23 protein-coding genes are annotated in these 26,570 nt (G+C 48.4%); 9 read left to right on the top strand and 14 right to left on the bottom strand.

From position 1 onward, the window contains the following. Positions 1-31 precede the first annotated feature (31 nt). The 3 genes from ACJHW7_RS10685 to ACJHW7_RS10675 all read right to left on the bottom strand — a co-directional run bounded on the left by ACJHW7_RS10685 (position 32) and on the right by ACJHW7_RS10675 (position 3,708). Positions 32-1,354 carry an MFS transporter gene (locus tag ACJHW7_RS10685; protein ID WP_001149003.1) on the bottom strand — a complete coding sequence of 441 codons (1,323 nt, stop codon included), beginning with the start codon at positions 1,352-1,354 and terminating at the stop codon, positions 32-34. Between the two features lie 392 nt (positions 1,355-1,746). Next, a complete protein-coding gene (gene yhjD, locus ACJHW7_RS10680) occupies positions 1,747-2,760 on the bottom strand; it encodes an inner membrane protein YhjD (protein WP_021557300.1) in 1,014 nt (337 codons plus the stop codon). A gap of 48 nt (positions 2,761-2,808) precedes the next feature. Continuing rightward, positions 2,809-3,708 carry a LysR family transcriptional regulator gene (locus tag ACJHW7_RS10675; protein ID WP_001493482.1) on the bottom strand — a complete coding sequence of 300 codons (900 nt, stop codon included), beginning with the start codon at positions 3,706-3,708 and terminating at the stop codon, positions 2,809-2,811. 519 nt (positions 3,709-4,227) lie between these two features. Here ACJHW7_RS10675 and ACJHW7_RS10670 point away from each other — a divergent pair. Then, entirely contained in the window at positions 4,228-4,830 is a 603-nt protein-coding gene (locus tag ACJHW7_RS10670) for a helix-turn-helix transcriptional regulator (protein ID WP_001167676.1), read from the top strand. A 50-nt stretch (positions 4,831-4,880) separates the two neighbouring features. On the opposite strand, the gene ACJHW7_RS10665 is transcribed toward ACJHW7_RS10670, so the two are convergent. Further along, positions 4,881-6,530 (bottom strand): alpha,alpha-trehalase, encoded by a 1,650-nt coding sequence (locus tag ACJHW7_RS10665; RefSeq protein WP_000934216.1) that lies wholly within the window; start codon positions 6,528-6,530, stop codon positions 4,881-4,883. A gap of 403 nt (positions 6,531-6,933) precedes the next feature. Between ACJHW7_RS10665 and ccp the strand changes: the two genes are divergently transcribed. From ccp to gadW, 4 genes are all read left to right on the top strand, one after another. Further along, a complete protein-coding gene (gene ccp / locus ACJHW7_RS10660; RefSeq protein ID WP_000784831.1) occupies positions 6,934-8,331 on the top strand; it encodes a cytochrome c peroxidase in 1,398 nt (465 codons plus the stop codon). Positions 8,332-8,541: 210 nt separating this feature from the next. After that, positions 8,542-9,942, top strand: coding sequence for a glutamate decarboxylase (locus ACJHW7_RS10655; protein WP_000372242.1), 1,401 nt, complete (start codon positions 8,542-8,544; stop codon positions 9,940-9,942). Positions 9,943-10,312: 370 nt separating this feature from the next. Next, complete coding sequence (gadX, locus tag ACJHW7_RS10650; protein WP_021557299.1) at positions 10,313-11,137, top strand: acid resistance transcriptional activator GadX; 825 nt, start codon at positions 10,313-10,315, stop codon at positions 11,135-11,137. 367 nt (positions 11,138-11,504) lie between these two features. Beyond that, positions 11,505-12,233 (top strand): acid resistance transcriptional activator GadW, encoded by a 729-nt coding sequence (gadW, locus tag ACJHW7_RS10645; protein WP_000149994.1) that lies wholly within the window; start codon positions 11,505-11,507, stop codon positions 12,231-12,233. Positions 12,234-12,595: 362 nt separating this feature from the next. On the opposite strand, the gene mdtF is transcribed toward gadW, so the two are convergent. Together mdtF and mdtE are read right to left on the bottom strand one after the other, a co-directional pair. Continuing rightward, positions 12,596-15,709: a multidrug efflux pump RND permease MdtF gene (gene mdtF, locus ACJHW7_RS10640; protein ID WP_000024872.1), complete on the bottom strand. Its 3,114-nt coding sequence runs from the start codon at positions 15,707-15,709 to the stop codon at positions 12,596-12,598. A 24-nt stretch (positions 15,710-15,733) separates the two neighbouring features. After that, positions 15,734-16,843 (bottom strand): multidrug transporter subunit MdtE, encoded by a 1,110-nt coding sequence (gene mdtE / locus ACJHW7_RS10635; protein ID WP_306308297.1) that lies wholly within the window; start codon positions 16,841-16,843, stop codon positions 15,734-15,736. A 107-nt stretch (positions 16,844-16,950) separates the two neighbouring features. On the opposite strand from mdtE, the gene ACJHW7_RS10630 reads away from it, so the two are divergent. After that, positions 16,951-17,229: a hypothetical protein gene (locus ACJHW7_RS10630; protein WP_001205329.1), complete on the top strand. Its 279-nt coding sequence runs from the start codon at positions 16,951-16,953 to the stop codon at positions 17,227-17,229. Here ACJHW7_RS10630 and gadE read toward each other — a convergent pair whose 3' ends face one another. Together gadE and hdeD are read right to left on the bottom strand one after the other, a co-directional pair. Next, positions 17,230-17,757, bottom strand: a complete 528-nt coding sequence (gadE, locus tag ACJHW7_RS10625; protein WP_000576690.1) for an acid resistance transcriptional activator GadE — start codon at positions 17,755-17,757, stop codon at positions 17,230-17,232. Between the two features lie 798 nt (positions 17,758-18,555). Continuing rightward, positions 18,556-19,128, bottom strand: coding sequence for an acid-resistance protein HdeD (hdeD, locus tag ACJHW7_RS10620; RefSeq protein ID WP_000965672.1), 573 nt, complete (start codon positions 19,126-19,128; stop codon positions 18,556-18,558). Positions 19,129-19,382: 254 nt separating this feature from the next. On the opposite strand from hdeD, the gene hdeA reads away from it, so the two are divergent. The 3 genes from hdeA (at position 19,383) to ACJHW7_RS10605 (ending at position 20,868) form a co-directional block, all read left to right on the top strand. Then, the gene (hdeA, locus tag ACJHW7_RS10615) at positions 19,383-19,715 is read left to right on the top strand and encodes an acid-activated periplasmic chaperone HdeA (RefSeq protein WP_000756550.1); all 333 of its coding nucleotides are present in this window, start codon (positions 19,383-19,385) and stop codon (positions 19,713-19,715) included. Positions 19,716-19,830: 115 nt separating this feature from the next. Then, a complete protein-coding gene (gene hdeB, locus ACJHW7_RS10610; protein WP_001298717.1) occupies positions 19,831-20,157 on the top strand; it encodes an acid-activated periplasmic chaperone HdeB in 327 nt (108 codons plus the stop codon). Between the two features lie 63 nt (positions 20,158-20,220). Continuing rightward, positions 20,221-20,868, top strand: coding sequence for an MgtC/SapB family protein (locus tag ACJHW7_RS10605; protein ID WP_001296814.1), 648 nt, complete (start codon positions 20,221-20,223; stop codon positions 20,866-20,868). Positions 20,869-20,919: 51 nt separating this feature from the next. Here the strand turns inward: ACJHW7_RS10605 and ACJHW7_RS10600 are convergent, their stop codons facing one another. Genes ACJHW7_RS10600 through shuT form a run of 6 tightly spaced genes read right to left on the bottom strand, consistent with a single transcriptional unit; the run spans position 20,920 to position 26,129 of the window. Further along, positions 20,920-21,690 (bottom strand): heme ABC transporter ATP-binding protein, encoded by a 771-nt coding sequence (locus ACJHW7_RS10600; protein ID WP_001626196.1) that lies wholly within the window; start codon positions 21,688-21,690, stop codon positions 20,920-20,922. After that, complete coding sequence (shuU, locus tag ACJHW7_RS10595) at positions 21,687-22,679, bottom strand: FecCD family ABC transporter permease (protein WP_208487417.1); 993 nt, start codon at positions 22,677-22,679, stop codon at positions 21,687-21,689. Before shuU ends, ACJHW7_RS10600 begins: the two co-directional genes overlap by 4 nt. A gap of 48 nt (positions 22,680-22,727) precedes the next feature. Next, positions 22,728-23,351, bottom strand: coding sequence for an anaerobilin reductase (gene chuY / locus ACJHW7_RS10590; RefSeq protein ID WP_021557298.1), 624 nt, complete (start codon positions 23,349-23,351; stop codon positions 22,728-22,730). Then, complete coding sequence (gene hutX, locus ACJHW7_RS10585; RefSeq protein ID WP_000020049.1) at positions 23,351-23,845, bottom strand: heme utilization cystosolic carrier protein HutX; 495 nt, start codon at positions 23,843-23,845, stop codon at positions 23,351-23,353. Before hutX ends, chuY begins: the two co-directional genes overlap by 1 nt. Positions 23,846-23,857: 12 nt before the next feature. Then, positions 23,858-25,195 (bottom strand): heme anaerobic degradation radical SAM methyltransferase ChuW/HutW, encoded by a 1,338-nt coding sequence (gene hutW / locus ACJHW7_RS10580; protein WP_021557297.1) that lies wholly within the window; start codon positions 25,193-25,195, stop codon positions 23,858-23,860. 19 nt (positions 25,196-25,214) lie between these two features. Beyond that, positions 25,215-26,129 (bottom strand): heme ABC transporter substrate-binding protein ShuT, encoded by a 915-nt coding sequence (shuT, locus tag ACJHW7_RS10575; RefSeq protein WP_021557296.1) that lies wholly within the window; start codon positions 26,127-26,129, stop codon positions 25,215-25,217. Positions 26,130-26,570 lie beyond the last annotated feature (441 nt).

The raw sequence follows: 26,570 nt of genomic DNA, 5'->3' as shown, positions 1-26,570 counted from the left end.
TAAGCGTAGCGCATCAGGCTTTTCACTCTTATTACAACGACTGATGTCGCGTCTCATGGGTCAGCAGCAGGGCGATTAACGTCAAGCCAGCCATCGCCGCCAGATATAACCCCACCGCACCTAACCCGTAGTTAGTCTGCAACCAGGCTGCGATATACGGCGCAACGGAAGCCCCGAGAATCGACGCTACGTTGTAAGAGAACGATGCTCCGGTGTAACGCACTTCTGTCGGAAACAGCTCTGGTAACAGCGCACCCATTGGCCCGAAGGTCAGCCCCATCAGACTTAACCCCAGCAGCAGGAAGGCAAAAACCAGAATCGGGTTGCCAGAACCGAGCAGCGGGTTAAAGGCGAACAGCGCGAACAGGATGATCAGCGTGGTGATAATTACCATGCTTTTACGGCGACCAAAGGCATCAGCCAGTAATCCGGCGACTGGCACCATCACGCCAAAACCAATAACTGCCATCATCAGCATCCACAACACTTCGTTACGCGGCAGGCCAAGCCCAACTGGCGCGGCGGCGGTACTAAAGGTCATAGAGTAGACCGTCATGATGTAAAATAGCGTATAGGTTGCCAGCATGATGAACGTACCCAGTACGGTTACGCGAACATGTTTGGTCAGCAGCGTACCCAGCGGGATCTTCACCTGTTTTTTCGCTTTAGCGACTTTCTCAAACACCGGCGACTCATGCAGCGACACGCGAACATACAGGCCGATAATGACCAGCACCGCCGAGAAGATAAATGGCACACGCCAGCCCCAGCTCATAAACTGCTCGTCGGTCAGTAGCCAGGAAAGCAGCAAGAAAGTGCCGTTGGCAAAGAAGAAGCCAATCGGTGCGCCCAGCTGTGGGAAGGAGCCATACAGAGCACGTTTGCGCGGTGGGGCGTTTTCAGTCGCCAGCAGCGCCGCGCCGCCCCATTCACCGCCTAAGCCCAGACCCTGACCAAATCGAGCCAGCGCCAGCAGCAGCGGGGCGAAAATACCAATCGTGGCATAGCCCGGCAGCAGACCAATCACCACGGTCGAAATCCCCATCGTTAGCAACGAGGCGACCAGCGTCGCTTTACGCCCAACGCGATCGCCAAAATGACCAAAAACGGCAGAGCCAATGGGGCGCGCGACGAAGGCGATGGCGAAGGTGGCGAGCGACTGGAGCGTTGCTGCCGTAGGATCGCCCTGCGGGAAGAAGATATGCGGAAACACAATAACGGCCGCAGTGGCGTAAATGTAAAAGTCGAAGAACTCAATGGCCGTGCCAATGAGAGAGGCGACAAGGACTTTATTACGCGAGTTGATCGGCGTGTATTCTTGCTCGTGGTCGAGTGTTGTGGCTGTTGCTTGCATAATCTTTTCTTATTTTTTGGCTAACGAATAGCCATATTACGCACAGCAAAAGTGATATTTCAATGTGTAACAAATCGCGGAAATGGTCAAAAAACAGGCAAAAAGGGGATAATGTTTAGGCCAGTGATTTTTCTTCTATGAAATGCTTCACATAATTTTATAAATGGTGGATAAAACTGGTTTCAGGTTAAATAAAAGTTACCAACTGGATTTATATGCTGGGGTTATGAGTTGGCATGAAATTGTTTGCTCCCAAATAGATGGCTGAAGAGGCTCTGGGGAAGAGTTTCAAGAGGTTATGTGCGCATTATAGCCGGATGCGATGCTGGCGCATCTTATCCGGCCTACGGGGAGCCAGGCCGAATAAATTCGTACGCCGCATTCGGCCTATTTTAAGGCTGCGTTTTCCCCGGCATTCGCGGGTCGTCTTTATATTCGGCGGTGGCAATCCACGCCGCGCAAAACAGCGTCAAACGGGCGAAGAAGTAGAAAAATGCCATCAGCCCCAGCACGGAACCAAATGCTGCACCAGAGGGGGATTTCATCAACGATGGCAGGGTGTAGGTCATCACGATTTTAATCACTTCAAAACCAATAGCAGCCAGAAATGTTCCGCGAATCAGGGCTTTTTTGCGCGGACGGTGGCGCGGCAACCGCCAGAAGATCCAGAAGAAAAGCAGATAGTTGGCGAAGATGGAAATCGCCAGGCCAATCAACCGCCACGTCGGTTTCAGCCACTCAATGCTGTTCAGGTGCAGGGCGCTAATAATCATTTGCTGCGCCGAACCGGCAACCGAGGTGATCGAAAGCGTCACAATCAGCGCAATCAACAAACCAATCAGCGAAATAAAATCACGCAGATATTTTACCCAGAACTTCTCCTGATCTTGCGGCGAGCGTTCCCAGACATCGCGCGACTGGGCGCGAATCGCTTCACGCAGGTTACCCATCCAGTTGATGCCGGAATAAAGCGCCACCGCCAGGCCGACAAGCCCTACAGTCGTACGCTGCTGAACGGCGGTGTTGATGGTGTTTTTCAACGTAGCGGCTAGCGTCGGATCGCTGATGTTTTGCAGAATTTTGTCGAAGATATCCTGTAGCAACATCGGATGGGAGGCCAGCACAAAGCCCCCTGCGGCAAACGACACCATCAAAATCGGGATCATCGACAAAAATGAGAAATAGGTGATAGCCGCACCAAACTGGTTACCCAGCCGATCGTTAAAGCGTTCTGTCGCGCGAATAAGGTGCGCAATAATCGGTTGGCGTTGGACTTTTTCGGCAGTGGTGGTGACGGTTTCCAGCGCCTGGCTAACTTTGCCGCCTTTCTCGCTATTATCCAACGGCTTAATCGGCTCGTGCTCCAGATCCTGGGTGGGACGTTTGATCTCGTTTTCCTGCGTCATCCGCTCTTTTGTCCTTCTGTCGTGGTCATTCTTAAAAAGTATAGTCGGTCAGTCCAGGTACTCTTTCATTACGCCAGCCAGCCACTGCATAAACAGGTTTACACGCCGGGAAAGCTCCCGACGCTGCGGATAAACCAGCGAAAGGGAGAGCGGCTCGGCACGGTAGCCTGGCAACACTTCAATAAGCCGCCCGGCACGCAGGGCTTCGCGCACGGCAATGCGCGGGATCTGAATAATCCCCAGACCGGCAAGACCGGCGGCGAGATAGTTTTCGCTACTGTTTACCGTCAACATGCCGCCAGACTTAAACCACTGGACGCCATTAACGCTGGCAACCTCAAAACCTAACGGATGTACACCCAGGTGCGGTGTATAACGCACTATTGCGTGTGAAGTCAGATCATCGGGGCTTTGCGGATAACCAAAGCGCGTCAGATAGTGCGGACTGGCACAGTTGACCATGGTCAGTTTGCCGAGGGGACGGGCGATAACGCCATCTTCCGGTAACGCGCCAGTGCGTATCACGCAATCAAAACCATCATGAAGAATATCTACCGGACGGTCATGGCTACTCAGTTCCAGCTCAATTCCCGGATGCAGATAGAGAAATTCCGACAGGCGCGGCAGTAACAGGCTTTTCGCGATTCCTGGCGGGATGTCGATGCGTAATTTACCGCTGATACTGGTGGCATCCTGTTGAAACAGACCGTCCAGTTCGCTGAGATTACTCAACACATCTTTTGCCCGTTGATAATAGGTCATGCCTTCTGGCGTGAGTTTGACCCGTCGCGTGGTGCGCTGGAGAAGCTGGGTGCCAAGTTGATGTTCCAGTGCCTGTATCTGGCGCGAAACACTTCCCTTTGGCAAAGCAAAGAAATCCGCCGCGCGGGAAAAACTTTCCAGCTCCGCGACTTTAATGAACAACTGCATTGCGTGAATTTTATCCATTTCTTTGACCGATTGTTGTTCACAGCGAAACAGTAACGCACATATCGCATTGTTTATTGTTTTTTCTAACATCTAATGCCGGGTTTTACAATGTTGTCATAACGAATGTGGCGATTTCTCAGCAGGAAAAGGGCGGAATAGCTTTCTGAGAAAGGTGAATCCCCTTAAACAGAGCGTATTTTTCAGCGATTCCCTTTAAAGTGAATAGAGGATGTATTGGCTATTTGTGCTTATTTTTGTCTCATTGCCGTTTGTTATTTTGGCTTGTGGTCGCGGAATTTCATTTTTAATTGCATGCGTACTAACCACCAATATAAGGAAATCCTCAAAATTGTTTTAAATAGTGCCCTCGACATGTAATTTCAGGCGTTTAGCTGTAACTATTTATATCGGTAACTATTTTCTACGCGTCATCTCTGTAGAATGGCCACCGCCAAATGGCGAATTCTTATTTTTTCTCGCGGGTAATACCCTTCCACTACTTAAGTCTTTTTAACATATTCAGGTGGAGATTCAGTTATGCAAATAGTCATGTTTGACAGGCAGTCAATATTTATTCATGGAATGAAAATCAGTTTACAGCAGCGTATTCCAGGAGTGAGTATTCAGGGGGCCAGTCAGGCAGACGAGTTATGGCAAAAGCTGGAAAGTTACCCTGAAGCCTTAGTTATGCTCGATGGCGATCAGGATGGTGAGTTTTGCTACTGGTTGCTGCAAAAAACCGTGGTGCAATTTCCTGAGGTTAAGGTGTTAATTACGGCGACGGATTGCAATAAACGGTGGTTACAGGAAGTTATCCATTTTAATGTGCTGGCCATTGTGCCTCGTGATTCAACCGTCGAGACATTTGCGTTGGCGGTAAATAGTGCGGCGATGGGGATGATGTTTCTGCCTGGAGACTGGCGGACGACGCCGGAAAAGGACATTAAAGATCTCAAATCGTTAAGCGCCCGCCAGCGGGAGATTTTAACCATGTTAGCGGCGGGCGAATCAAATAAGGAGATCGGCAGAGCGCTGAATATCAGTACCGGAACGGTAAAAGCGCATCTGGAATCCCTGTATCGCCGTCTGGAAGTGAAAAATCGCACCCAGGCGGCAATGATGTTAAATATCTCCTCCTGAAGAGGATAATTTTACAGCCAGCAGGAAGTTAGCGGCTGGCTGTAAAAATATTATGGTTCGCCGTACAAACCAATTAAACGGCGTACCACACCGTTAGTCCAGCCAAACCCATCCTGCAACGGATACTCGCCACCGCCGCCTTCGCGGGGAACACCATCGGCAATATGGTATTTTTCGATCAGTTTGTGCTGTTCCAGATAGAACTGATTCACCGTCTTCAGCCAGCTTCGCGCGATTTCATCACCCAGAAGGTCATCGCCATACATTTTAAATCCCTGAATTGCCATCCACTGTAACGGTGCCCAGCCGTTGGGTTTATCCCACTGTTCACCGGTTTCGTACTCGCTTGCCAGAATCCCGCCAGGTGTCAGTAACCGACTGCGCACGGCGTTTGCCAGACGATCGGCCTGTTCATGGTTCGCCATACCGACATAGAGTGGCACAATGGCGGCAGCGGAAAACAGCGCCAGTTGTTCGCGTCGCCAGTCGTAATCGCGGTAGATGCCGTTTTCATCATCCCAGAGGTAACGGTTTACCGCATCGCGACGGGCACTGGCCTTCTGGCGGAACAGTGCTTCTGTCTCTTTCTCACCTTTCAGCGCCGAGATGTTGGCGATGGCGCTCTCCAGTTTAAACAGGAAGGCATTCAGATCGATGGGGATGAACTGGGTGGTACGAATGCTCGCCAGACGACCAGTATCACGCAGCCAACGGGAAGAGTAATCCCAACCGGAGGCCGCCCCCGCGCGTAAATCGCGGTACACCTCGTTGGGCGGGCGACCAGAATGTTTCGCGGTTTCAACGTCCTCAAGCCAGGATTCGTCACGCGGCGTGTCGCGATCGTCCCAGTAACGGTTGAGCAGCGATCCGTCCGGCATCCGCACAACATGGCGATAGGCCTGATTAGGGATCAACGATTCTGCACCGTCCATCCAGAAGGCATATTCCATTTTCAGGTGGTCGAGATAGCGGCGTGCACCGCGTACACCATCTTCTTCAAACAACTCCACCATCAGCGCAAAAACCGGTGGTTGCGAGCGGCTCAAATAATAGGTGCGGTTGCCGTTGGGGATGTGACCGTAGTTTTCGATCATCCAGGCGAAGTTATCGGCCATGCATTTCAGCAAATCTTCCCGACCACTTTCCGCCAGCCCCAGCATGGTGAAGTAGGAATCCCAATAGTAGGTTTCGCTAAAACGGCCGCCCGGGACAATATATGACTGCGGCAGCGCCAGCAGAGAAGACCACGGAATGTGATCCTGTGGTTCGCGGGTTAGCACCGGCCACAACTGGTCGATATGCTCTTTCAGGGAATTTTGCGGGTCCGATACATACTCGCTGGAGTAGACCTCCGGCAGCCAGAAGTGATTTTCAACAAACTTGCGCAAGTCAAAATCACGATGACGGCGCACTTTACGGTAGCGGATTAAAATATCCAGCGGGTCCATTTTGGGTGCGCAGTCGGGAAAGGTTTTACTGTCGGGGAAAATTTTCGCCGACTGAACATGCTCGAACAGTTCGAGATAGCGATCGGCAGGCGTCAGCGCATCAGAGGCGGGCAGCCCTTCAATCATCTCGGGTTCCGGTTCTGCCTCGATCATCTCATCCAGTTTTAATTCATACGGGTCCAGTTCATAGCAGAGATCGACCTCGATCATCAGTTCGTCTGGATTAGGGTTTTGAATTTTCTGATTGAGCATAAGGATCCAACCTCCGAAATTCGTCGCTAATTATCGGCTTTTCTTTAAGGGTAGTCATTCGCTCCGCCTGGTGGGCGACAAAGCGTGCGGTGGATCACGTTTATTAACCTGTCAAAAAATATAACGCACTAATATCAATGGAATTTATAAAAATACAGATTTCGTGTTGTTTTTCATTTTCAGAACATTCAATCCTGCTCTCGCCGCAATCATGATATGCCATTCCTGATCTGGGTAATAGGCACAGGCTATCTTATTGATAGTTTATATTCATGTAATTGATTGATTCCTATCAAAAAGCGTATCTCCCTGTTTTTTATGATGGCTTTGTCTCGCAGAGACGTTTGCAGCATTCTGGAAAATTTTCTGGGTCACAATAACTCACCACCGTGAGGGAAGAATAATGAAAATGGTCTCACGTATTACCGCGATCGGCCTGGCTGGCGTCGCGATTTGCTATTTAGGGTTATCTGGTTATGTGTGGTACCACGATAATAAACGCAGTAAACAGGCCGATGTTCAGGCATCTGCTGTCAGTGAAAATAATAAGGTTTTAGGCTTTCTCCGCGAAAAAGGATGCGACTATTGCCACACGCCTTCGGCAGAATTACCCGCCTATTATTATATTCCTGGCGCGAAACAGTTGATGGATTACGACATTAAGCTTGGATATAAATCTTTTAACCTCGAGGCCGTGCGTGCGGCACTGCTGGCTGATAAACCCGTTTCGCAAAGCGATCTGAATAAGATTGAATGGGTGATGCAGTATGAAACTATGCCACCAACGCGTTATACCGCGCTTCACTGGGCGGGTAAGGTGAGTGATGAAGAGCGGGCGGAAATACTGGCCTGGATTGCAAAACAGCGCGCGGAATATTACGCCAGCAATGATACTGCTCCGGAGCATCGCAATGAACCGGTGCAGCCCATCCCGCAAAAACTGCCTACCGATACGCAAAAAGTGGCGTTGGGCTTTGCGCTGTATCACGATCCCCGTTTATCGGCTGATAGCACCATTTCATGCGCTCATTGCCATGCGTTGAATGCGGGGGGCGTCGATGGCAGAAAAACATCGATTGGTGTTGGTGGCGCAGTTGGGCCGATTAACGCGCCGACGGTATTTAACTCAGTATTTAACGTTGAGCAGTTCTGGGATGGTCGTGCGGCAACATTGCAGGATCAGGCTGGTGGACCGCCGTTGAACCCGATTGAAATGGCGTCAAAATCCTGGGACGAAATTATTGCTAAGCTGGAAAAAGATCCGCAGCTTAAAGCGCAGTTCCTCGACGTCTATCCGCAAGGTTTCAGTGGCGAAAATATTACTGATGCCATTGCTGAATTTGAGAAAACATTAATTACGCCGGATTCCCCATTTGATAAATGGTTGCGTGGGGATGAAAATGCGCTGACGGCGCAACAGAAAAAAGGCTATCAATTATTTAAAGATAATAAATGTGCAACTTGTCATGGTGGAATTATTCTCGGCGGACGTTCCTTCGAACCGTTGGGGCTGAAAAAAGACTTTAACTTTGGGGAAATTACGGCGGCGGATATTGGTCGTATGAATGTGACTAAAGAAGAGCGTGATAAATTGCGTCAGAAAGTACCCGGTTTACGTAACGTTGCTTTAACGGCACCGTACTTCCATCGCGGTGACGTGCCGACGCTGGACGGGGCGGTGAAACTGATGTTGCGCTATCAGGTAGGCAAAGAGCTGCCGCAGGAGGATGTGGATGATATCGTAGCTTTCCTGCACAGTCTGAACGGGGTGTACACGCCGTATATGCAGGATAAACAATAATTAATTTGATCGCCCGAACAGGAATGTTTGGGCGATTTTTATTACGATAATAAAGTCTGTTTTTAATATTATCATGTTAAATGTTTATATTATAAAAAGTCGTTTTTCTGCTTAGGATTTTGTTATTTAAATTAAACCTGTAATGCCTTGCTTCCATTGCGGATAAATCCTACTTTTTTATTGCCTTCAAATAAATTTAAGGAGTTCGAAATGGACCAGAAGCTGTTAACGGATTTCCGCTCAGAACTACTCGATTCACGTTTTGGCGCAAAGGCCATTTCTACTATCGCGGAGTCAAAACGATTTCCGCTGCACGAAATGCGCGATGATGTCGCATTCCAGATTATCAATGATGAATTATATCTTGATGGCAACGCTCGTCAGAACCTGGCCACTTTCTGCCAGACCTGGGACGACGAAAACGTCCATAAATTGATGGATTTGTCGATCAATAAAAACTGGATCGACAAAGAAGAATATCCGCAATCCGCAGCCATCGACCTGCGTTGCGTAAACATGGTTGCCGATCTGTGGCATGCGCCTGCGCCGAAAAATGGTCAGGCCGTTGGCACCAACACCATTGGTTCTTCCGAGGCTTGTATGCTTGGCGGGATGGCGATGAAATGGCGTTGGCGCAAGCGTATGGAAGCTGCAGGCAAACCAACGGATAAACCAAACCTGGTGTGCGGTCCGGTGCAAATCTGCTGGCATAAATTCGCTCGCTACTGGGATGTGGAGCTGCGCGAGATCCCTATGCGCCCCGGTCAGTTGTTTATGGACCCGAAACGCATGATTGAAGCCTGCGACGAAAACACCATCGGCGTGGTGCCGACTTTCGGCGTGACCTACACCGGTAACTATGAGTTCCCGCAACCGCTGCACGATGCACTGGATAAATTCCAGGCCGACACCGGTATCGACATCGACATGCACATCGACGCTGCCAGCGGTGGCTTCCTGGCACCGTTCGTCGCCCCGGATATCGTCTGGGACTTCCGCCTGCCGCGTGTGAAATCGATCAGTGCTTCAGGCCATAAATTCGGTCTGGCTCCGCTGGGCTGCGGCTGGGTTATCTGGCGTGATGAAGAAGCGCTGCCGCAGGAACTGGTGTTCAACGTTGACTACCTCGGTGGTCAGATTGGTACTTTCGCCATCAACTTCTCCCGCCCGGCGGGTCAGGTGATTGCGCAGTATTATGAATTCCTGCGCCTCGGTCGTGAAGGCTATACCAAAGTACAGAACGCCTCTTACCAGGTTGCCGCTTATCTGGCGGATGAAATCGCCAAACTGGGGCCGTATGAGTTCATCTGTACGGGTCGTCCGGACGAAGGCATCCCGGCGGTTTGCTTCAAACTGAAAGAGGGTGAAGATCCGGGATACACCCTGTACGACCTCTCTGAACGTCTGCGTCTGCGCGGCTGGCAGGTTCCGGCCTTCACTCTCGGCGGTGAAGCCACCGACATCGTGGTGATGCGCATTATGTGTCGTCGCGGCTTCGAAATGGACTTTGCTGAACTGTTGCTGGAAGACTACAAAGCCTCCCTGAAATATCTCAGCGATCACCCGAAACTGCAGGGTATTGCCCAGCAGAACAGCTTTAAACACACCTGATAACATAACGTTGTAAAAACCGAATGCCCAGCCATTAAAAAAAACAGCTGGGCATTCGGTTGCTTATTAATCGCAATAATATATTGGCTGTCTATTCATCGTGTTGATAAGATATATGTTATATGAATGTTTATTAAATGTAGCGATTACCTTTAATGTCACGACAAGGGATTATTTGCTTACTATTAATTTCCCTGCGTTCTTAAACACGTTTTTGTATTATAAATCCAGTCATCCTGCCCGTAGAACATCACACATTATCATCCTGTTCTCCCGCTTCGTTTAAATTTATTTATCAATCAATTTGACTTAAGAGGGCGGCGTGCTACATTAATAAACAGTAATATGTTTATGTAATATTAAGTCAACTATGCAATCATTACATGGGAATTGTCTAATTGCGTACGCAAGACATAAATATATTCTCACCATGGTTAATGGTGAATATCGCTATTTTAATGGCGGTGACCTGGTTTTTGCGGATGCAAGCCAAATTCGAGTAGATAAGTGTGTTGAAAATTTTGTATTAGTATCAAGGGATACGCTTTCATTATTTCTGCCGATGCTCAAGGAGGAGGCATTAAATCTTCATGCACATAAAAAAGTTTCTTCATTACTCGTTCATCACTGTAGCAGAGATATTCCTGTTTTTCAGGAAGTTGCGCAACTATCGCAGAATAAGAATCTTCGCTATGCAGAAATGCTACGTAAAAGAGCATTAATCTTTGCGTTGTTATCTGTTTTTCTTGAGGATGAGCACTTTATACCGCTGCTTCTGAACGTTTTACAACCGAACATGCGAACACGAGTTTGTACGGTTATCAATAATAATATCGCCCATGAGTGGACACTAGCCCGAATCGCCAGCGAGCTGTTGATGAGTCCAAGTCTGTTAAAGAAAAAATTGCGCGAAGAAGAGACATCATATTCACAGTTGCTTACTGAGTGTAGAATGCAACGTGCTTTGCAACTTATTGTTATACATGGTTTTTCAATTAAGCGAGTTGCAGTATCCTGTGGATATCACAGCGTGTCGTATTTCATTTACGTCTTTCGAAATTATTATGGGATGACGCCCACAGAGTATCAGGAGCGATCGGCGCAGAGATTGTCGAACCGTGACTCGGCGGCAAGTATTGTTGCGCAAGGGAATTTTTACGGCACTGACTGTTCTGCGGAAGGAATAAGATTATAGAATTTTACTCAGACATAAAAAAAACCCGGCATAGGGGACCGGGAAGAGGATAGTCTGCCGTCTCCAGACTAATAAACCGTTATAACACTCCCTGTTGGCACGGGAAACTTTGTGCTCTCAGTAAGTTAAATATAACTTTTACTGGAAATAAGATCAGCCATTTTTTTATAAACATAAGCTATACGCTGTGCGAAAATATATTCGTGTTGCATTTACTTATTATCAATTAACTGTTATGCAAAACTACTTTGTGGATAAATTTTGGTCCTACCAAATCTGGCAGTTTTTGCGCTAAGAAACAGTCTGGCATCATTTCATTAGTATACTGAAATTGAAATAATCGCAGTATGAAATATAAGGGATAATCATGACTCATGTCTGCTCGGTGATCCTCATTCGTCGTTCATTCGATATTTATCATGAACAGCAAAAAATATCGCTGCATAACGAGAGTATCCTGCTGCTGGATAAAAATTTGGCAGACGATTTTGCGTTTTGTTCACCTGATACGCGACGGCTGGATATCGATGAGCTGACAGTTTGCCATTACTTACAAAATATTCGTCAGCTACCACGCAATTTAGGGTTACATAGCAAAGACCGTCTGTTAATTAACCAGTCACCCCCCATGCCGCTGGTGACGGCGATTTTTGATAGTTTCAATGACTCCGGGGTAAATTCGCCGATACTGAGCAAAATGCTCTATCTTTCCTGTTTATCGATGTTTTCTCATAAGAAAGAACTGATCCCCTTACTTTTCAATAGCATCAGTACTGTTTCAGGAAAAGTTGAACGCCTTATTAGCTTTGATATCGCTAAACGTTGGTATCTGCGCGATATCGCGGAAAGAATGTATACCAGCGAGAGTCTAATCAAAAAAAAGTTGCAGGATGAAAATACCTGTTTCAGTAAAATATTACTCGCCTCCAGGATGTCGATGGCCAGACGATTACTCGAGTTACGTCAAATTCCTCTGCATACTATTGCGGAAAAATGTGGCTATAGCAGTACATCGTACTTTATAAACACATTTCGACAATATTATGGTGTAACGCCACATCAGTTTGCGCAACATTCGCCAGGTACCTTTTCCTGACATATTTCGCATTTGAATATTGGTCAGGATCTCACACCTGCTTCATGTGAAACTCTTCCCTGATGATTTCTGCCGGGCTACCGGCTAGTTCTCTTTCGCAGTTTGCCAGGCGGTATAGGTATTTTCAGGAGGAAAAGACTCGGCATGTTTGGGATTATTAAGCTGACAATTCATACGATTACGGGAATGTGGGTCAGTATTGTGCTGTTCAAATTGATGACGAATGGCTGGAGTGGTTTCTACTTTCAGTGCTGTGTACTAAGCCTGGTATTCCTGACGGTTAGCTGGTTGTTGAGTGGTGAATGGTTAGCAGGAAAGAGTAAGGCTGAACCTTCACGTTCAACCTTACTCTCATTTACACGTTACGCTTTTTTAAAGCGGGCAAAGAGATGTTCCACTACAACGAAAAAGACCGGAACAAAGTAAATTGCCAGCACTGTTGCGGCAAACATCCCGCCCATCACGCCGGTACCTACCGCGTTTTGCGCGCCAGAACCGGCACCATGACTGATAACCAGCGGCAGCACGCCGAGAATAAAGGCCAGAGAGGTCATCAGGATTGGGCGTAAACGCATCCGCGCCGCTTCGATGATTGCCTCTATCGGCGTTTTCCCTTCTTTCTGCATCATCTCAACGGCAAATTCGACAATCAGGATGGCGTTCTTGGCGGAAAGCCCGATGGTGGTCAGCAAACCAACCTGGAAGTAGACGTCATTACTTAAGCCACGCAGATCGGTGGCCAGTAATGCGCCAACGACGCCTAACGGAACAACCAACATCACCGAGAACGGAATTGACCAGCTCTCATAAAGTGCGGCGAGGGCGAGGAACACCACGACCAGTGAAATGGCATATAGCGCGGGAGCCTGATTTGAGGATAACGCTTCCTGATACGACAGTCCGGTCCATGAGTAGCCGACGCCTGCCGGAAGTTTAGCGACCAGGTCTGCCATAAATTTCATTGCGTCACCGGTACTTTTCCCGGCCGCCGCTTCACCTAAAATCTCCATTGACGGGATGCCGTTGTAGCGTTCCAGTCGCGGTGAACCATAGGTCCATTCGGTAGACGAGTAGGCAGAAAGCGGTGCCATCGTGCCAGAGGCGTTGCGTACATACCATTGGTTGATGTTATCCGGCAACATACGGAACGGCGTGCCTGCCTGGACATACACTTTTTTCACCCGCCCCTGGTTGAGGAAGTCGTTCACGTAGCTGCTGCCGAAGGCGGTGGAAATTGTCTGGTTGATATCAGACAGCGCCACACCCATTGCCTCAGCTTTCGCGGCGTTGACGTTCACTTTGAACATCGGCGTATCTTCCAGGCCGTTCGGGCGTACCCCGGTGACCTGATTCGGTGATTGCGCTGCCAGTGATAACAGCTCGTTTCGTGCCTGGGTTAGTTTTTCGTGCCCCAGGTTACCGTTGTCCAGCAGTTCCATATCAAAACCTGACGCGGTACCCAGTTCAGCCACCGCGGGTAAGTTGAACGGGAAGACGACGGCTTTATTGATACTGCTTAGCGCAATCATTGCCCGCTGAATGATCGCGGTAACCGAGTTTTCCTCACCGACACGTTCAGACCACGGCTTGAGACTGATAAACGCCAGGCCGTTGTTTTGCCCCTGGCCGCTGAAGCCAAAGCCGCCAACGGTAAATACCGACTGGACATTATCTTTCTCTTTAGTCAGATAATAATCCGTCACCTGTTGCAGCACTTTCGTGGTGTTAACCATGGTGGCACCGGAAGGTAACTGCGCGGTGGTCATAAATACCCCCTGATCCTCTTCTGGTAAGAAAGAGGTCGGTGTACGCAGGAACAGCACCGCCATCCCGGCGCAAATCAGCAGGTAGACCACCATGTAGCGACCGGTACAACGCAACAGCGAGCGGGTGCTATCGGTATAGTGCTGAGTTGATTTTTCAAACAGCGTGTTGAAGCGTGCGAACAGGGCGTTAGGTTTGTGACCGCCTTCCGGCGCGGCTTTCAGAATGGTGGCGCACAGGGCAGGGGTCAGGCTCATTGCCACAAATACTGAAAGCAGCATGGAGGAGATCAGCGTGATGGAGAACTGGCGGTAGATCTCCCCGGTTGCACCGCTCATAAAGGCCATCGGCATAAACACTGCGGAAAGAACAACGGCAATACCGACCAGCGCACGTTGGATCTGCCCCATCGATTTATGCGTCGCTTCCTTTGGCGGTAGCTTATCTTCCGCAATGACACGCTCGACGTTCTCCACCACCACGATGGCGTCATCCACCAGTAACCCTATCGCCAGTACCATCCCGAACATAGTCAACGTGTTGATGGTGAAACCGACCGCCGACAAGATCGCAAACGTCCCGAGAATAACCACCGGTACGGCAATCGTCGGGATGATTGTGGCACGGAAATTCTGCAAAAACAGATACATGACCAGGAAGACGAGGATGATAGCCTCAACCAGTGTTTTGAAAACTTCCTGAATAGAAATTTCGATAAACGGCGTGGTGTCGTAAGGATAAACCGTCTTCAGACTTGCCGGGAAATAGGCTGATAAGCGGTTCAGCTCCTCTTTGACTGCCCGCGAGGTATCCAGGGCGTTTGCACCGGCAGCCAGTTTGATGGCGATCCCGGCAGCAGGTTTGCCGTTATAGCGCGCTACGGTGGAATAATCTTCCGCCCCAAGTTCGACGCGGGCGACATCACGCAGCAGCACTTGCGAACCATCTTGCTGAACTTTCAACAGGATTTTGCCAAATTCTTCCGGCGTTTGCAGACGCGTCTGCACAATGATCGAGGCGTTTAGTTGCTGGTCTGCCGCCTGTGGCATGCCACCCAGTTGACCACCGGAAATCTGGTTGTTTTGCACCTTAATCTGGGAAATAACATCGGAAGGTACCAGATTGTATTTATTGAGTTTTTGCGGGTCCAGCCAGATACGCATGGCGTACTCGGAACCAAAGAGCTGTACGCTACCAACGCCCGCGGTACGGCTTAGCGGGTCTTTGATATTAGACGCTACATAGTCCGCGATATCGTACTGGTTGAGGCTGCCGTTATCAGAAATAAACGCCGCTACCATCAGGATATTACTGCTCGATTTATCGACGCTAATCCCCTGCTGCTGCACTGCTTCAGGTAATGAAGGCATAGCGAGTTGCAGTTTATTTTGCACCTGAACCTGTGCGATATCAGGAGATGTCCCAGTCTCGAAGGTCAGAGTGATAGAGGCATTACCCGCCGCATCACTGGTTGAAGACATGTACATCAGGCCATCAAGCCCATTCATATTTTGCTCAATCACCTGAGTGACCGAGTCTTCTACCGTTTGCGCATCGGCACCCGGATAGGTAGCGCTGACGGTAATGGTCGGTGGCGCAATCTGCGGATACTGCGCAACCGGTAAGTTCATGATCGCCAGACCACCTGCAAGCATCATAATAATGGCAAGTACCCAGGCAAAAACCGGGCGATCAATAAAATAGTTAGCCATGAAAGTCCCCTTAAGCCTGCAACGTTATTGTTTCGATTCGGTGCTGGCGTTTTCCTGGCTGGAGGAAATTGCTCGTGCTTTGATACCCGGACGAATGCGTTGCAAACCGGAAACGATCACCCGATCGCCAGCCTGCAAGCCAGAGGTGACAACCCACTGGTCGCCGATGGCTTTGCTGGCTTCAATTTCGCGTAGCTGCACGACATCGTCTTTATCCAGAATGAGCGCCGTTGCTTTACCCTGGGCGTTGTGGGTGACGCCTTCCTGCGGCACCAGTAATACATTCTGGCGGCTACCTTCATCCACTAATGCCGTGACATACATGCCAGGCAGCAAGTCACCATTTGGGTTGGGGAAAATCGCCCGTAACGTCACGGAGCCCGTGGTTTCATCAACCGTCGGGTCGGAGAATTTCAGCGTGCCGGTCTGGCTGTAACGTTTACCATTTTCCAGATTGAGCTGTACTGGCGTACTGCCCTGAACCTGTTTGATTTGCCCACTGGCGACCTCTTCTTTCATGCGTAAGAAATCTTGCACCGACTGCGTGAGATCGACATAAATCGGGTCCAGACGTTGTACGGTAACCAGCGAATCTGCCTGATTAGCGGTAACGAGTGCGCCGACGGTCACCGACGATTTCCCGCTGACGCCCGTAATCGGCGAGGTGACATTCGCGTATTGCAGATTGATCGTCGCCTGTTCAACAGCCGCTTTGGCGACGGTGACATTGGCTTCTGCTTCATTCAACTGGGTGCGCGCGGTGTCGTAATCCTGACGGCTAACGTAGTTGGTCTTCAGCAACGATGCCTGGCGGTTAAAGGTGATGCGGGCATTGCTGGCGGTAGAGAGCGCTTTCGCCAGCGAGCCTTTGGCGGAGTTTAGCTCGGCCTGTAAAGGTGCAGGATCAATCTGATACAGTGAATCGCCCTGGTTCACTTTATCGCCTTCGATAAAGTTGCGTTTAATGATAATACCGCCCACCTGGGGACGTATCTCGGCAACTTCATAAGGAACGGTTCTACCGGGCAATTCGCTCAACACATTGACCGACCCAGGGGAGAGTGTGACGACACCGACCTCAGGCGTCATGGCGGCGGTGTTTTCCGCCGATTTGTCATCGCAGGCGGTGAGCATCGCGCCGCAGAATAACAACGGTATTAACAGCTTTCTTCTTCTGTTCATTTTATTCCCTGAAAATTCTTGAGAAATAACGGTTCTTTAAATTGCGCGCGAGGAGAGATATGAGGGATTTACAGACCAGCGGCATAGTGGGGTTGTCAGCCAGTAAGGTGGGATACAGGCATAGTGATCGACATGGTGAGGTCAACGACAAAAAAAATGTTGCCGTTCTGCCAACAGTTCCTGCCAGCATTCGGGCAACGAAGGGTTCGACTGGTGGATACACATACCAGGGGAATAAAGTCGTTTTAGCCTCTCCTTTAGTAATCACCGGGGGTAATGAAATCAGCATCTGCATCCCTCGTCATGCCAGCCATCAATTTCAGTTGCTTATGTCCTGACTAAAAATAAGATGTGATACCCAGGGTGACGATGTCGCTCATACGTCTTAGTTTCAGCTTGTACATAATGTTGAATTTCTGAATCTTTAATGTTTGTTGCGAAATATTGAGCGTCGACGTGATATTGCTTTCATTTTTATTTTTCAGAATCAGTTGCATAATTTTGAACTGATTATGTGAAAAACATAATTGTGAATTCTTATGGGGCAAGTGTTTACCATAAGTAATCTCAAGAAGATTTTTGATACTTTCTTTGCGGCTAACAAAATAAATAGGCGCTTTAGCTTTTAGTTTACTGATGTGATAAGGTGCCAAAACAATAATTCTCTCGGCATCTAATTTCTCCAGAAATTTAATCGCTTCTTCATCAAGGATATGATTGTGATAGGTATCAATGATAACCTTGAAGGGTTTATTGCCTACTTTTTTGATCTCTGACAGGGAATTGATTTTTATCATTTCGTGATTATCTTTCAACTGCCAAAAGCCCTGTAAAAGAAAAGAATCTTTCGTCATGAGAAAAATCATAACTTGCTCCTTAGCCGTTATCGTTTCGAACATGTCATCCTTTTCATTATTTACATCCTTGTCCGAATCGTTGTTCAATATAGTAAACGCCTATAAGAACTTTGCCCTTCGTGAACTAATACGTCTATTAACACTAATCAATACTTCAGATTTATCCATCACGCACTCCATATATTGATCCTAAGTAAGATTCCTGGTTGTTATCAGCTTGTAAATAGTAAACAAAAAGTTAACGTTTGCGGATTACTGCCCAAGAATAAGTTATCAATAACCAGTTTGTGATCTCTGAAGAATATTACTAAAGTTAAAATGTAATCCGATTTAAATATCGAGTCTCCTTGTTTCGACTTAAGCTGGCAATTGGATTGCCAGCTTTCTTTTAACGCATTGAAATTACCTGAGTAAATAACGCATTCATGTCTTCAGGTTTTTATATAGCGTCTGGAGACATGGATATTTATGCAATGTAATCAACGCCAGTTGCAAAAAAATGAACCCGGATTACTTATTTAACCGCCCATAGCATCAACGCTTACGGAACTCTTTGTTCACTTTCCCACAGCACTTTTAAAACATTAAACCTGACTACGGAAAATATCAGCCATGATAATGTTTGAAATGGCTAATTTGCCATGGAGTGAAAAAAATTAGATGAAATTCAGTAGGTTGAAATAATCACTAGCAGGTAATTATTTCAATGATAGTGCGCAATTGATCTACAACACTGCGTAGCGGAGAGAGTATTAATCGGATCATAGTCACATCAAGTGACTATGATCCGGGTGACAACCGGGATAATTATTGCTGCTTAACGAACAAACTGGCGAAGCTGAACAGGCTGGCGGCGCTAAATATCAGTTCAATTCCCACCAGTGTGGAAACCAGCGTTACAGACACCATCGGCGTTGCACCAAGGAATATCCAGGCAATGACGATATCCAGCACACCAATAACGAGCTGTAGCCAGCTGCCTTTCATTGAACGCTGACGATACCAACTCATCAGGCGAATAACCCCTGCAACACAGAACAAACCGGCAATAAATGCCGCAATGGCAAAAATGCCCAGCTCCGGTGCGCGGATGAAGAAATAGCCGATCAATAAATAGGCGACTGCGACGAGGAAACCGGATAATACCGGCCAGAAATTATGACTGCGGTTGCTGAATAACCCGACAATAAGCGCAATACCCGAGCAGATTAATAATGCACCCACTACTGTGCTTAAAATATCGCCAGAGACGAACGGGAAACTGATACACAGCAACCCGACGATAAACAGCAGCACGGCAATAAACTGGATTGCTCTGCGATGCTTTTTAAGCATCTCCAGATCAAACTTCAAAATTGTTGCCTTATCTATATATAACATAGAACCACCCTATAAAATTAAGAAGAAAATCCCCTGCTATCAATCTATGCCAAAAACGCGTCTAAGAATGCAGTCGATTTAATAAAAATTTCCTAATTGCAGTATCTGATGCATCTGTAACTCATTGTATTGAAATAAAAATATCTTATTTTGATATTTTCCATCAACATGACATATACAGAAAACCAGGTTATAACCTCAGTGTCGAAATTGATTCGTGACGGCTCTTTCACTTTATAGTTGAGGATATTACGATGAAAAAAGTATTAGGCGTTATTCTTGGTGGTCTGCTTCTTCTGCCAGTTGTGAGCAATGCAGCGGATGCGCAAAAAGCAGCTGATAACAAAAAACCGGTCAACTCCTGGACCTGTGAAGATTTTCTGGCTGTGGACGAATCCTTCCAGCCAACTGCAGTTGGTTTTGCTGAAGCGCTGAACAACAAAGATAAACCAGAAGATGCGGTTTTAGATGTTCAGGGTATTGCAACCGTAACCCCAGCTATCGTTCAGGCTTGTACTCAGGATAAACAAGCCAACTTTAAAGATAAAGTTAAAGGCGAATGGGACAAAATTAAGAAAGATATGTAATTCCGGGAATGCGTTACATCGTACTTCCTTGCATATTGAACAGGCCGGAATATCTTCTTTAAAAGCAGCTATTCCTCCTGTTCATATATAATCTCTATATTGAATGGGTTACAAAATGAATATTTCATCTCTCCGTAAAGCGTTTATTTTTATGGGCGCTGTAGCGGCTTTGTCACTGGTGAACGCACAATCTGCGCTGGCAGCCAATGAATCCGCTAAAGATATGACCTGCCAGGAATTTATTGATCTGAATCCAAAAGCAATGACCCCGGTTGCATGGTGGATGCTGCATGAAGAAACAGTATATAAAGGTGGCGATACCGTTACTTTAAATGAAACCGATCTCACTCAAATTCCTAAAGTGATCGAATACTGCAAGAAAAACCCGCAGAAAAATTTGTATACCTTCAAAAATCAAGCATCTAATGACTTGCCGAATTAATGAGGTACAAGTAAAAAGGAGTAGCAAGTTGAGCCATCTTGCTGCTCCTTTTTGCATTTTTATATGACAGCAGAATTTATTATACGTCTTATACTCGCGGCAATTGCCTGTGGCGCTATTGGCATGGAAAGGCAAATGCGCGGCAAAGGAGCAGGGTTACGCACACATGTATTAATTGGCATGGGAAGCGCCCTGTTTATGATTGTTTCGAAATATGGTTTTGCTGACGTGCTGTCTTTAGATCACGTCGGACTGGACCCCAGCCGTATTGCTGCTCAGGTGGTGACGGGCGTCGGGTTTATCGGTGCAGGTAACATTCTCGTTCGTAACCAAAATATTGTAGGTCTGACGACTGCAGCGGATATCTGGGTGACCGCCGCCATTGGTATGGTTATTGGCAGTGGTATGTACGAACTGGGTATTTATGGTTCAGTGATGACCTTGCTGGTGCTGGAAGTCTTCCATCAATTAACCTTCCGCCTGATGAACAAAAATTACCATTTACAGCTGACACTAGTGAACGGTAATACGGTATCAATGCTCGACTGGTTTAAGCAGCAAAAAATAAAAACTGATTTAGTTTCGTTGCAGGAAAATGAAGATCATGAAGTGGTCGCCATTGATATCCAGCTTCATGCCACAACGTCGATAGAAGATCTGTTGCGATTATTAAAAGGTATGGCAGGGGTGAAAGGCGTTTCAATTAGCTAATCTGTATAGTTATTTATTCGCAGGAGTACCAGTGCGGTACTCCTGTTGCTTTTAATGATCGAGGACGATCAGTGGTGAATGGTTGGCAGGATCTTCAAGTACGGTAATATCCGCGCCGTAGAGCATTGTCAGCGCCTGCTGTGTCAATACGTCCTGCGGTTTACCATTTGCGATAACCTTTCCTTTTTGCATTAATACAATACGGTCTGCATAACGCGCGGCAAGATTTAGATCATGCAATACGCAGCAAACATTGAACTGCCGCTCGTGAACTAACTGGCGTAATAAACGAAACAAGTGCTGCTGATGGTGAATATCCAGCGCCGAAGTTGGTTCATCAAGAAATAACCATTTCGGTGAGGGAGTAGGTTCCCAGAGTTGCACCAGCAGGCGCGCTAGTTGCACGCGCTGTTGTTCACCACCGGATAATTGCCGATAGTCGCGGTTTGCTAACGCCTGACAGTCACATAACGCCATTATTTGTGCTGTTTCATTATCCTGATTACCAGTACGATGCGGATGCCGCCCCATCTGGATAACTTCTTGTACGCTGAATGGAAACGCCATGTGGCTATTTTGACGCATCACGGCCCGGTGTTTCGCCAGTTCAGTAATCGACCATTCATTCAAGGGCTTATTAAACAACCGACATTCGCCGCTATCAGGTTGAAGATAGCCGGTTAACTGGCGAAGCAGCGTAGATTTTCCCGCACCATTAGGGCCGAGAATGGCAACAATTTCCCCACCGGGAAAAGTCAGCGAGACATTATCAGTCAGACGCCGCCCCTGAAGGCTATAAACCAGATTCTGGGCGCTGATCATGTGATCCTCCGATTTCGCAGAATCAACCACATAAAATAAGGGCCACCAAGCAGGCTGGTTAATAATCCCACGGGCATTTCTGCTGGCTGTACCAGCGTGCGGGCAAGCGTGTCTGCCATCAGCAATAAACAGGCTCCGGCGAGGGCGGAACAAGGGATGAGCCAGCGGTGATTTGCTCCGGTAGTCATGCGAATCAGATGCGGGATCACCAGGCCAATAAAGCCGATAATGCCGCTTACCGATACGGCAGCACCAACGAGCAGTGAGCTCACTAACAGTAATTGCTGGCGTTTACGCTTAACGTTCACGCCGAGGTAATGGGCTTCTTCATCACCGAGCTGCAGTAAATTCAGCGTTCCGGCGAGATAAGTTGTTGCGATAATGGCCGGTAGGATGAATAAACTGGCAACCAATAACGTCGGCCATTGCGCCTGTCCAAGATTGCCCATCATCCACAATGTGAGTTGTCGTAGCTGCTGCTCATCGCCGATATAGCTCAGGATGCCGATCGCTGCGCCGCACAGGGCATTGATGGCGATACCGGCGAGTAATAATTGCATCATGCTGCCATCGCGATGGCGCTGCGTGATGAGAAAAATGATGGTGCAGACCACTAAACTTCCGGCAATGGCAAACACCATTTGCTCATAGAGCACCAGCACCACTGGGAAGGAGAAGGGCAGCACAATTGCAACGCCAACCATTAATGCAGAACCGCTACTGACGCCGAGTAATCCAGGGTCAGCCATTGGGTTGCGAAAAAGCCCCTGCATAATTACCCCTGCGGTTGCCAACGCTGCACCTACCAGCACCGCCAGCAAAACCCGTGGTAGACGAATATTGAGCCAGATATCGCGGTATTCCTCATCAAAAAGGGCATCAAAACTGATCTTTAACGCTCCCTGACTGGCACCGAACAGCACCAGAGCTAGCAATAATAGCGATAGCCCCATAAAGACCCTGGCGGAAGAGAGTGAATCCTTGAGCACGCAAAACTCCGTTACGACATTACGGCGCGGACATGCCGCGCCGGGGTATCACGCCGGTTTCAGGTCCGGTTCAATCAGACTGTAGACCTGCTGGTTAAGTGCTGGCGCATTTGCCAGTTCATGGATATGTGCGGCGACATCGGCACGGTGAACAAAACCATGACACTCCTGATTTTGTATCCGTTGTGCTTTGCCCGTTGCCGCACCATCAAGCAGACCGCCAGGGCGGAGAATGGCGTAATCAAGCTGGCTGGTTTGCAACCAGCTTTCCGCCAGCGTTTTTTCCCGTACCGCCTGACCAAACGCAGCCTTTGCCCGCTCCGATAAAAACGGCCAGCTATCGCCGCATCCCAAAGAGGTCACCAGAATCATGCGACTGATGCCGGCCTTTTCGGCCTCATCAATCACTGTTCTGTGCGCCAGATAATCCTGAGCTCCTCCCATTGTTGAGATGATAAGCGCATCCGGGCCAGCTGCGCGGCAAGCAGCCGCGACTACGCTGGCATCACAGGCGTCGCCTGTAAAAACCTGTACGCCTTGTTGCGCCAGTTTCGTGGCGGCATCGGCATGACGAATGACAGTAACGACCGGACGTTGTTCCGCCAGCGCCAGTTCAAGCGTTCTGGCACCCACACCTTTTCCGCCTGCGCCAAAGAGTAGCCACGGCGTCATCAGGCGTGTTCCTTTAACGATGCCGCCAGAGTATGGAAGGCGCTGACTTGTTCGCTCAGGAGCTGACGATGGTCATCCCTACCGAGGAAGATTTTCAGCATGGCGCTGCCTTCTTTGTTGAAAAAGAGAATGGACGCGGTGTCCATGCCCATAAATTTACGTTCGATTAAGGCAATATGCGTGCAGTTTTCTGCTTTGATATGCCCGGACATGCCGTGCTTTCCGCGTAGGTTGAAATAGCCGTGGCGATGGAAACCCGAAGGCAGTTCGCCGCTAAATTCGAGGATTACATCGGCAGTATGTACTAACGTGGTGACGTTGCCCCATTCGCAGACGGTATCCCAGACAGTATCGAATTTATCGCCTGGCACTACGGTAGAGGAGGGTAGATTTCTCACTACCTCCAGCAGTGTGGTGTTGTATTGTTCGGCTACCACCTCCAGCGTACCGTCCGGCTCCGTTTTCAAAAATTCTTGTAACGAGACATGGCTCATAAATCACTCCTGTTATGGTTTTTCACGCACAATCGCTGGCGCATTAAGTACCTGAATTAGTTCATTAAGAGACTGCAAAATATTGCTTGCCCAGAAACGACCTTCATTAGTCAGCCGCAGGCAAGTTGAAGCATCGCGACTTAAGCCTTTTTGGTGCCATTGAGCCAGTAACGGCGCGAGTTTTTCGGCATGTGGTGTAAGTTCATCCAGCGGTACACGCGCTGTTTCAACACCTGACTGCAAGGTATGACGCCATTGCGCATTACGTTCGGCGTTACGCATGATCATCATCAGCGGTTTTTTGCCTGCCGCGACGGATTCATGCCAGGTCTGAAGATTGCGTTCGTTCATCCAGGAGTAACCATTAATCGAACCACCGGCTCCGGAACCAAAGGCCAGACAATCGGCACCTTGTTTTATCAGCAGGTTATAGAGATTGCGTTCGCGTGTGGTACGGCCCCAGTGGCTGTTACTAATACAGCGCCAACCGGCTTCGTCCATGAAGTCACACCCTTGCAGATAAAGATCGCGACGTTCTGCCGGAGAGGGCACGGTAGTACGCCCATTTTCCACGGCTTTGCCCAGCGGTGTATTGGGCAGGACATTGAGCGCATAGAGATCGACGCCATCGAGACCGATATCGCGGGCAATAGCCAGATCTTCTCCCCAGGTTTGCGCATCCTGACCCGGCAGGCCAAAAAGCAGGTCACAGACCACCGCAGCACGGTCGTGTTTGACCAGGCTTTCCATAAACGCAATGGCGGTTGGGCCATCCGAGGTGCGGGCCATTTTCTTGCGGATTTTGCTGTTAAACGACTGAATACCAATTGAGAAGCGGTTTGCTCCTGCATCAAGGCAAGCATCGATTCGCTCAGCGTCAAAATTCAGTACCCGGCCTTCGATAGTGATTTCACAATCAGGGGCAAGTGGCAGCTTTTCTCGTAATGTGGTGATGATTCTGGCCAAATCGTGTGCCGAAAGCGCGGAAGGCGTACCGCCACCGAAATAGACCGCGTGGATGGGGGCAGACTGATGCAATACGCTGTCCGCTTCCATTTCTATTTCACGAATCAGGGCGTCGGTATAATGAGCACACGCATCTTCATTAAAACGGTTCTGATAAAAACCACAAAACGTGCAGTGTGTCGCACAAAAAGGAATGTGTAGGTAAACCAGTCGCTTACGTGGTGATACCGTTTGATTGATCATCTCTTGCCAGGTCTGTGCCAGTTGCTCTTTGGCAACTGGAATGGCCCCACGAAACGGCATCATGGCGCGCCTGTCTTTAAATGGCTGATCACCGTCTAAAGCAAAATGTGGCGTGAGATCCAGGGTGTTATTTGCGTTCATTCGTCTGATTTAAATCCATTTATTGCGGCCAAAGCTGCTGGTGTAAAGACTCAACGACATCAGCAATACGCGGACCCATTCCCAGAATCAGGTTTTGATCAACGGTGATAATGCGCTGGTTTTTCCATGCGGCAGTGTGGGTAATTCCAGCAATAGAACGTAGCCGATTAATATCGCCATCGACCATTTGTGAGGTTACGACAATCACTTCAGGGTTAGCCGCAATCAGTGATTCTGCACTGTAGCTTTTGTACTGCTGGTGGGTAGCGACGTTTTCTGCTCCGGCAAGCGAAAGAATGGCGCCCGCGACGCTGCCTTTACCGGCAACTTGTGGCGCACTTCCGCCTGCGGAGAGAATAAACATGGCTTTAACCGGGGCTTTTTTGGCTGCCACGTTTTGCTGTACTCGCTCCAGGCGTTGGTTGATCTGTGTCACCAGCGCGTCCCCTTGTTCAGGAACCTGTAACGTTTTTGCCAGTTGGCGAATGTTGGCGTACATCTGCTCAAGGGTGGCAGGCACACGCGGCAGGGTAACGACGTTGACTTTCTGCGCCCGTAGTTGGTCGAGCACAATTTGTGGCCCGGCATCCTGCCAGGTAATTATGCTATCCGGGCGAAGTGACAAAATGCCTTCGCTGCTGAGTTGTTTCCAGTAGCCAATATGCGGCAGTTTGGCGGTTTCTGGTGGATAAGATGTCGTTTCATCGACACCAACCACGCGTTCGCCAGCGCCCATCGCGTAGATTAGCTCCGTCAGCGATCCTCCTGCGACCACGATACGTTCGGCAGCCGTTACGCTAAAAGCCCAGCTAAGAGCCAGTACTGCCGTAAACAATTTTTTTCGTTTTACTGCGGTCTTCGCGGCAGAGGCCACGGCTGAAATACATAACGTCAGTGGGGAAAAAAGAAACGGCCTGGTGATGATCCTTGGCATAATATGAGAACTCTTATCAAATTGAGAATGATAATGATTATCATTTGAGTTATATATGAAATACAACCGTCGATTCAATACGCAAGGCATTACAAGCGTATTTATTTTTGATTTTTATCAAGATGCTTCGTCAGCTAACGTTCTTGTTACCGACTAAATTTCATCGCGGGAAAAAGCTGAGAACCCAGAGATATCGAGGCTTGCAGAGCAAAGAGAAGAAAAAATTATCACTGTTAACGACAAAATTTAGTGATGAGGCATGGGGGGGATAACCATAAAAACAAGGTGGTTTACAGGGCGCAGGATAGGTTTCATAACCCCCTGTTTATTGTGTTAATGGTGGTTAAAAAAAACTTGATCATAAAAAATTGATCGATAATAATTCTCATTATCACGTTTGCATTTAACAAAACACGACCATATGGATAACAAAACCATATC

This window comes from Escherichia sp. WS1152 (genome assembly GCF_046487665.1).
GTDB lineage: Bacteria > Pseudomonadota > Gammaproteobacteria > Enterobacterales > Enterobacteriaceae > Escherichia > Escherichia coli.
Note: the sequence above shows the minus strand (reverse complement) of the source record. Positions and strands in the feature narration are given on the sequence as shown.

Excerpts from the sequence above, each read along its gene's own strand:
- mdtE (WP_306308297.1), bottom strand. The coding sequence starts at position 16,843 with ATGCTCACCGCCTGCGATGACAAATCGGCGGAAAACACCGCCGCCATG.
- hdeB (WP_001298717.1), top strand. The coding sequence starts at position 19,831 with ATGAATATTTCATCTCTCCGTAAAGCGTTTATTTTTATGGGCGCTGTA.
- hdeD (WP_000965672.1), bottom strand. The coding sequence starts at position 19,128 with ATGTTATATATAGATAAGGCAACAATTTTGAAGTTTGATCTGGAGATG.
- hutX (WP_000020049.1), bottom strand. The coding sequence starts at position 23,845 with ATGAGCCATGTCTCGTTACAAGAATTTTTGAAAACGGAGCCGGACGGT.
- ACJHW7_RS10630 (WP_001205329.1), top strand. The coding sequence starts at position 16,951 with ATGAGGGATTTACAGACCAGCGGCATAGTGGGGTTGTCAGCCAGTAAG.
- ACJHW7_RS10600 (WP_001626196.1), bottom strand. The coding sequence starts at position 21,690 with ATGATCAGCGCCCAGAATCTGGTTTATAGCCTTCAGGGGCGGCGTCTG.
- hutW (WP_021557297.1), bottom strand. The coding sequence starts at position 25,195 with ATGAACGCAAATAACACCCTGGATCTCACGCCACATTTTGCTTTAGAC.
- hdeA (WP_000756550.1), top strand. The coding sequence starts at position 19,383 with ATGAAAAAAGTATTAGGCGTTATTCTTGGTGGTCTGCTTCTTCTGCCA.
- gadX (WP_021557299.1), top strand. The coding sequence starts at position 10,313 with ATGCAATCATTACATGGGAATTGTCTAATTGCGTACGCAAGACATAAA.
- ACJHW7_RS10655 (WP_000372242.1), top strand. The coding sequence starts at position 8,542 with ATGGACCAGAAGCTGTTAACGGATTTCCGCTCAGAACTACTCGATTCA.
- ACJHW7_RS10665 (WP_000934216.1), bottom strand. The coding sequence starts at position 6,530 with ATGCTCAATCAGAAAATTCAAAACCCTAATCCAGACGAACTGATGATC.
- ACJHW7_RS10605 (WP_001296814.1), top strand. The coding sequence starts at position 20,221 with ATGACAGCAGAATTTATTATACGTCTTATACTCGCGGCAATTGCCTGT.
- ACJHW7_RS10670 (WP_001167676.1), top strand. The coding sequence starts at position 4,228 with ATGCAAATAGTCATGTTTGACAGGCAGTCAATATTTATTCATGGAATG.
- gadE (WP_000576690.1), bottom strand. The coding sequence starts at position 17,757 with ATGATTTTTCTCATGACGAAAGATTCTTTTCTTTTACAGGGCTTTTGG.
- ACJHW7_RS10675 (WP_001493482.1), bottom strand. The coding sequence starts at position 3,708 with ATGGATAAAATTCACGCAATGCAGTTGTTCATTAAAGTCGCGGAGCTG.
- mdtF (WP_000024872.1), bottom strand. The coding sequence starts at position 15,709 with ATGGCTAACTATTTTATTGATCGCCCGGTTTTTGCCTGGGTACTTGCC.
- chuY (WP_021557298.1), bottom strand. The coding sequence starts at position 23,351 with ATGACGCCGTGGCTACTCTTTGGCGCAGGCGGAAAAGGTGTGGGTGCC.
- gadW (WP_000149994.1), top strand. The coding sequence starts at position 11,505 with ATGACTCATGTCTGCTCGGTGATCCTCATTCGTCGTTCATTCGATATT.
- shuT (WP_021557296.1), bottom strand. The coding sequence starts at position 26,129 with ATGCCAAGGATCATCACCAGGCCGTTTCTTTTTTCCCCACTGACGTTA.
- ACJHW7_RS10685 (WP_001149003.1), bottom strand. The coding sequence starts at position 1,354 with ATGCAAGCAACAGCCACAACACTCGACCACGAGCAAGAATACACGCCG.
- yhjD (WP_021557300.1), bottom strand. The coding sequence starts at position 2,760 with ATGACGCAGGAAAACGAGATCAAACGTCCCACCCAGGATCTGGAGCAC.
- ccp (WP_000784831.1), top strand. The coding sequence starts at position 6,934 with ATGAAAATGGTCTCACGTATTACCGCGATCGGCCTGGCTGGCGTCGCG.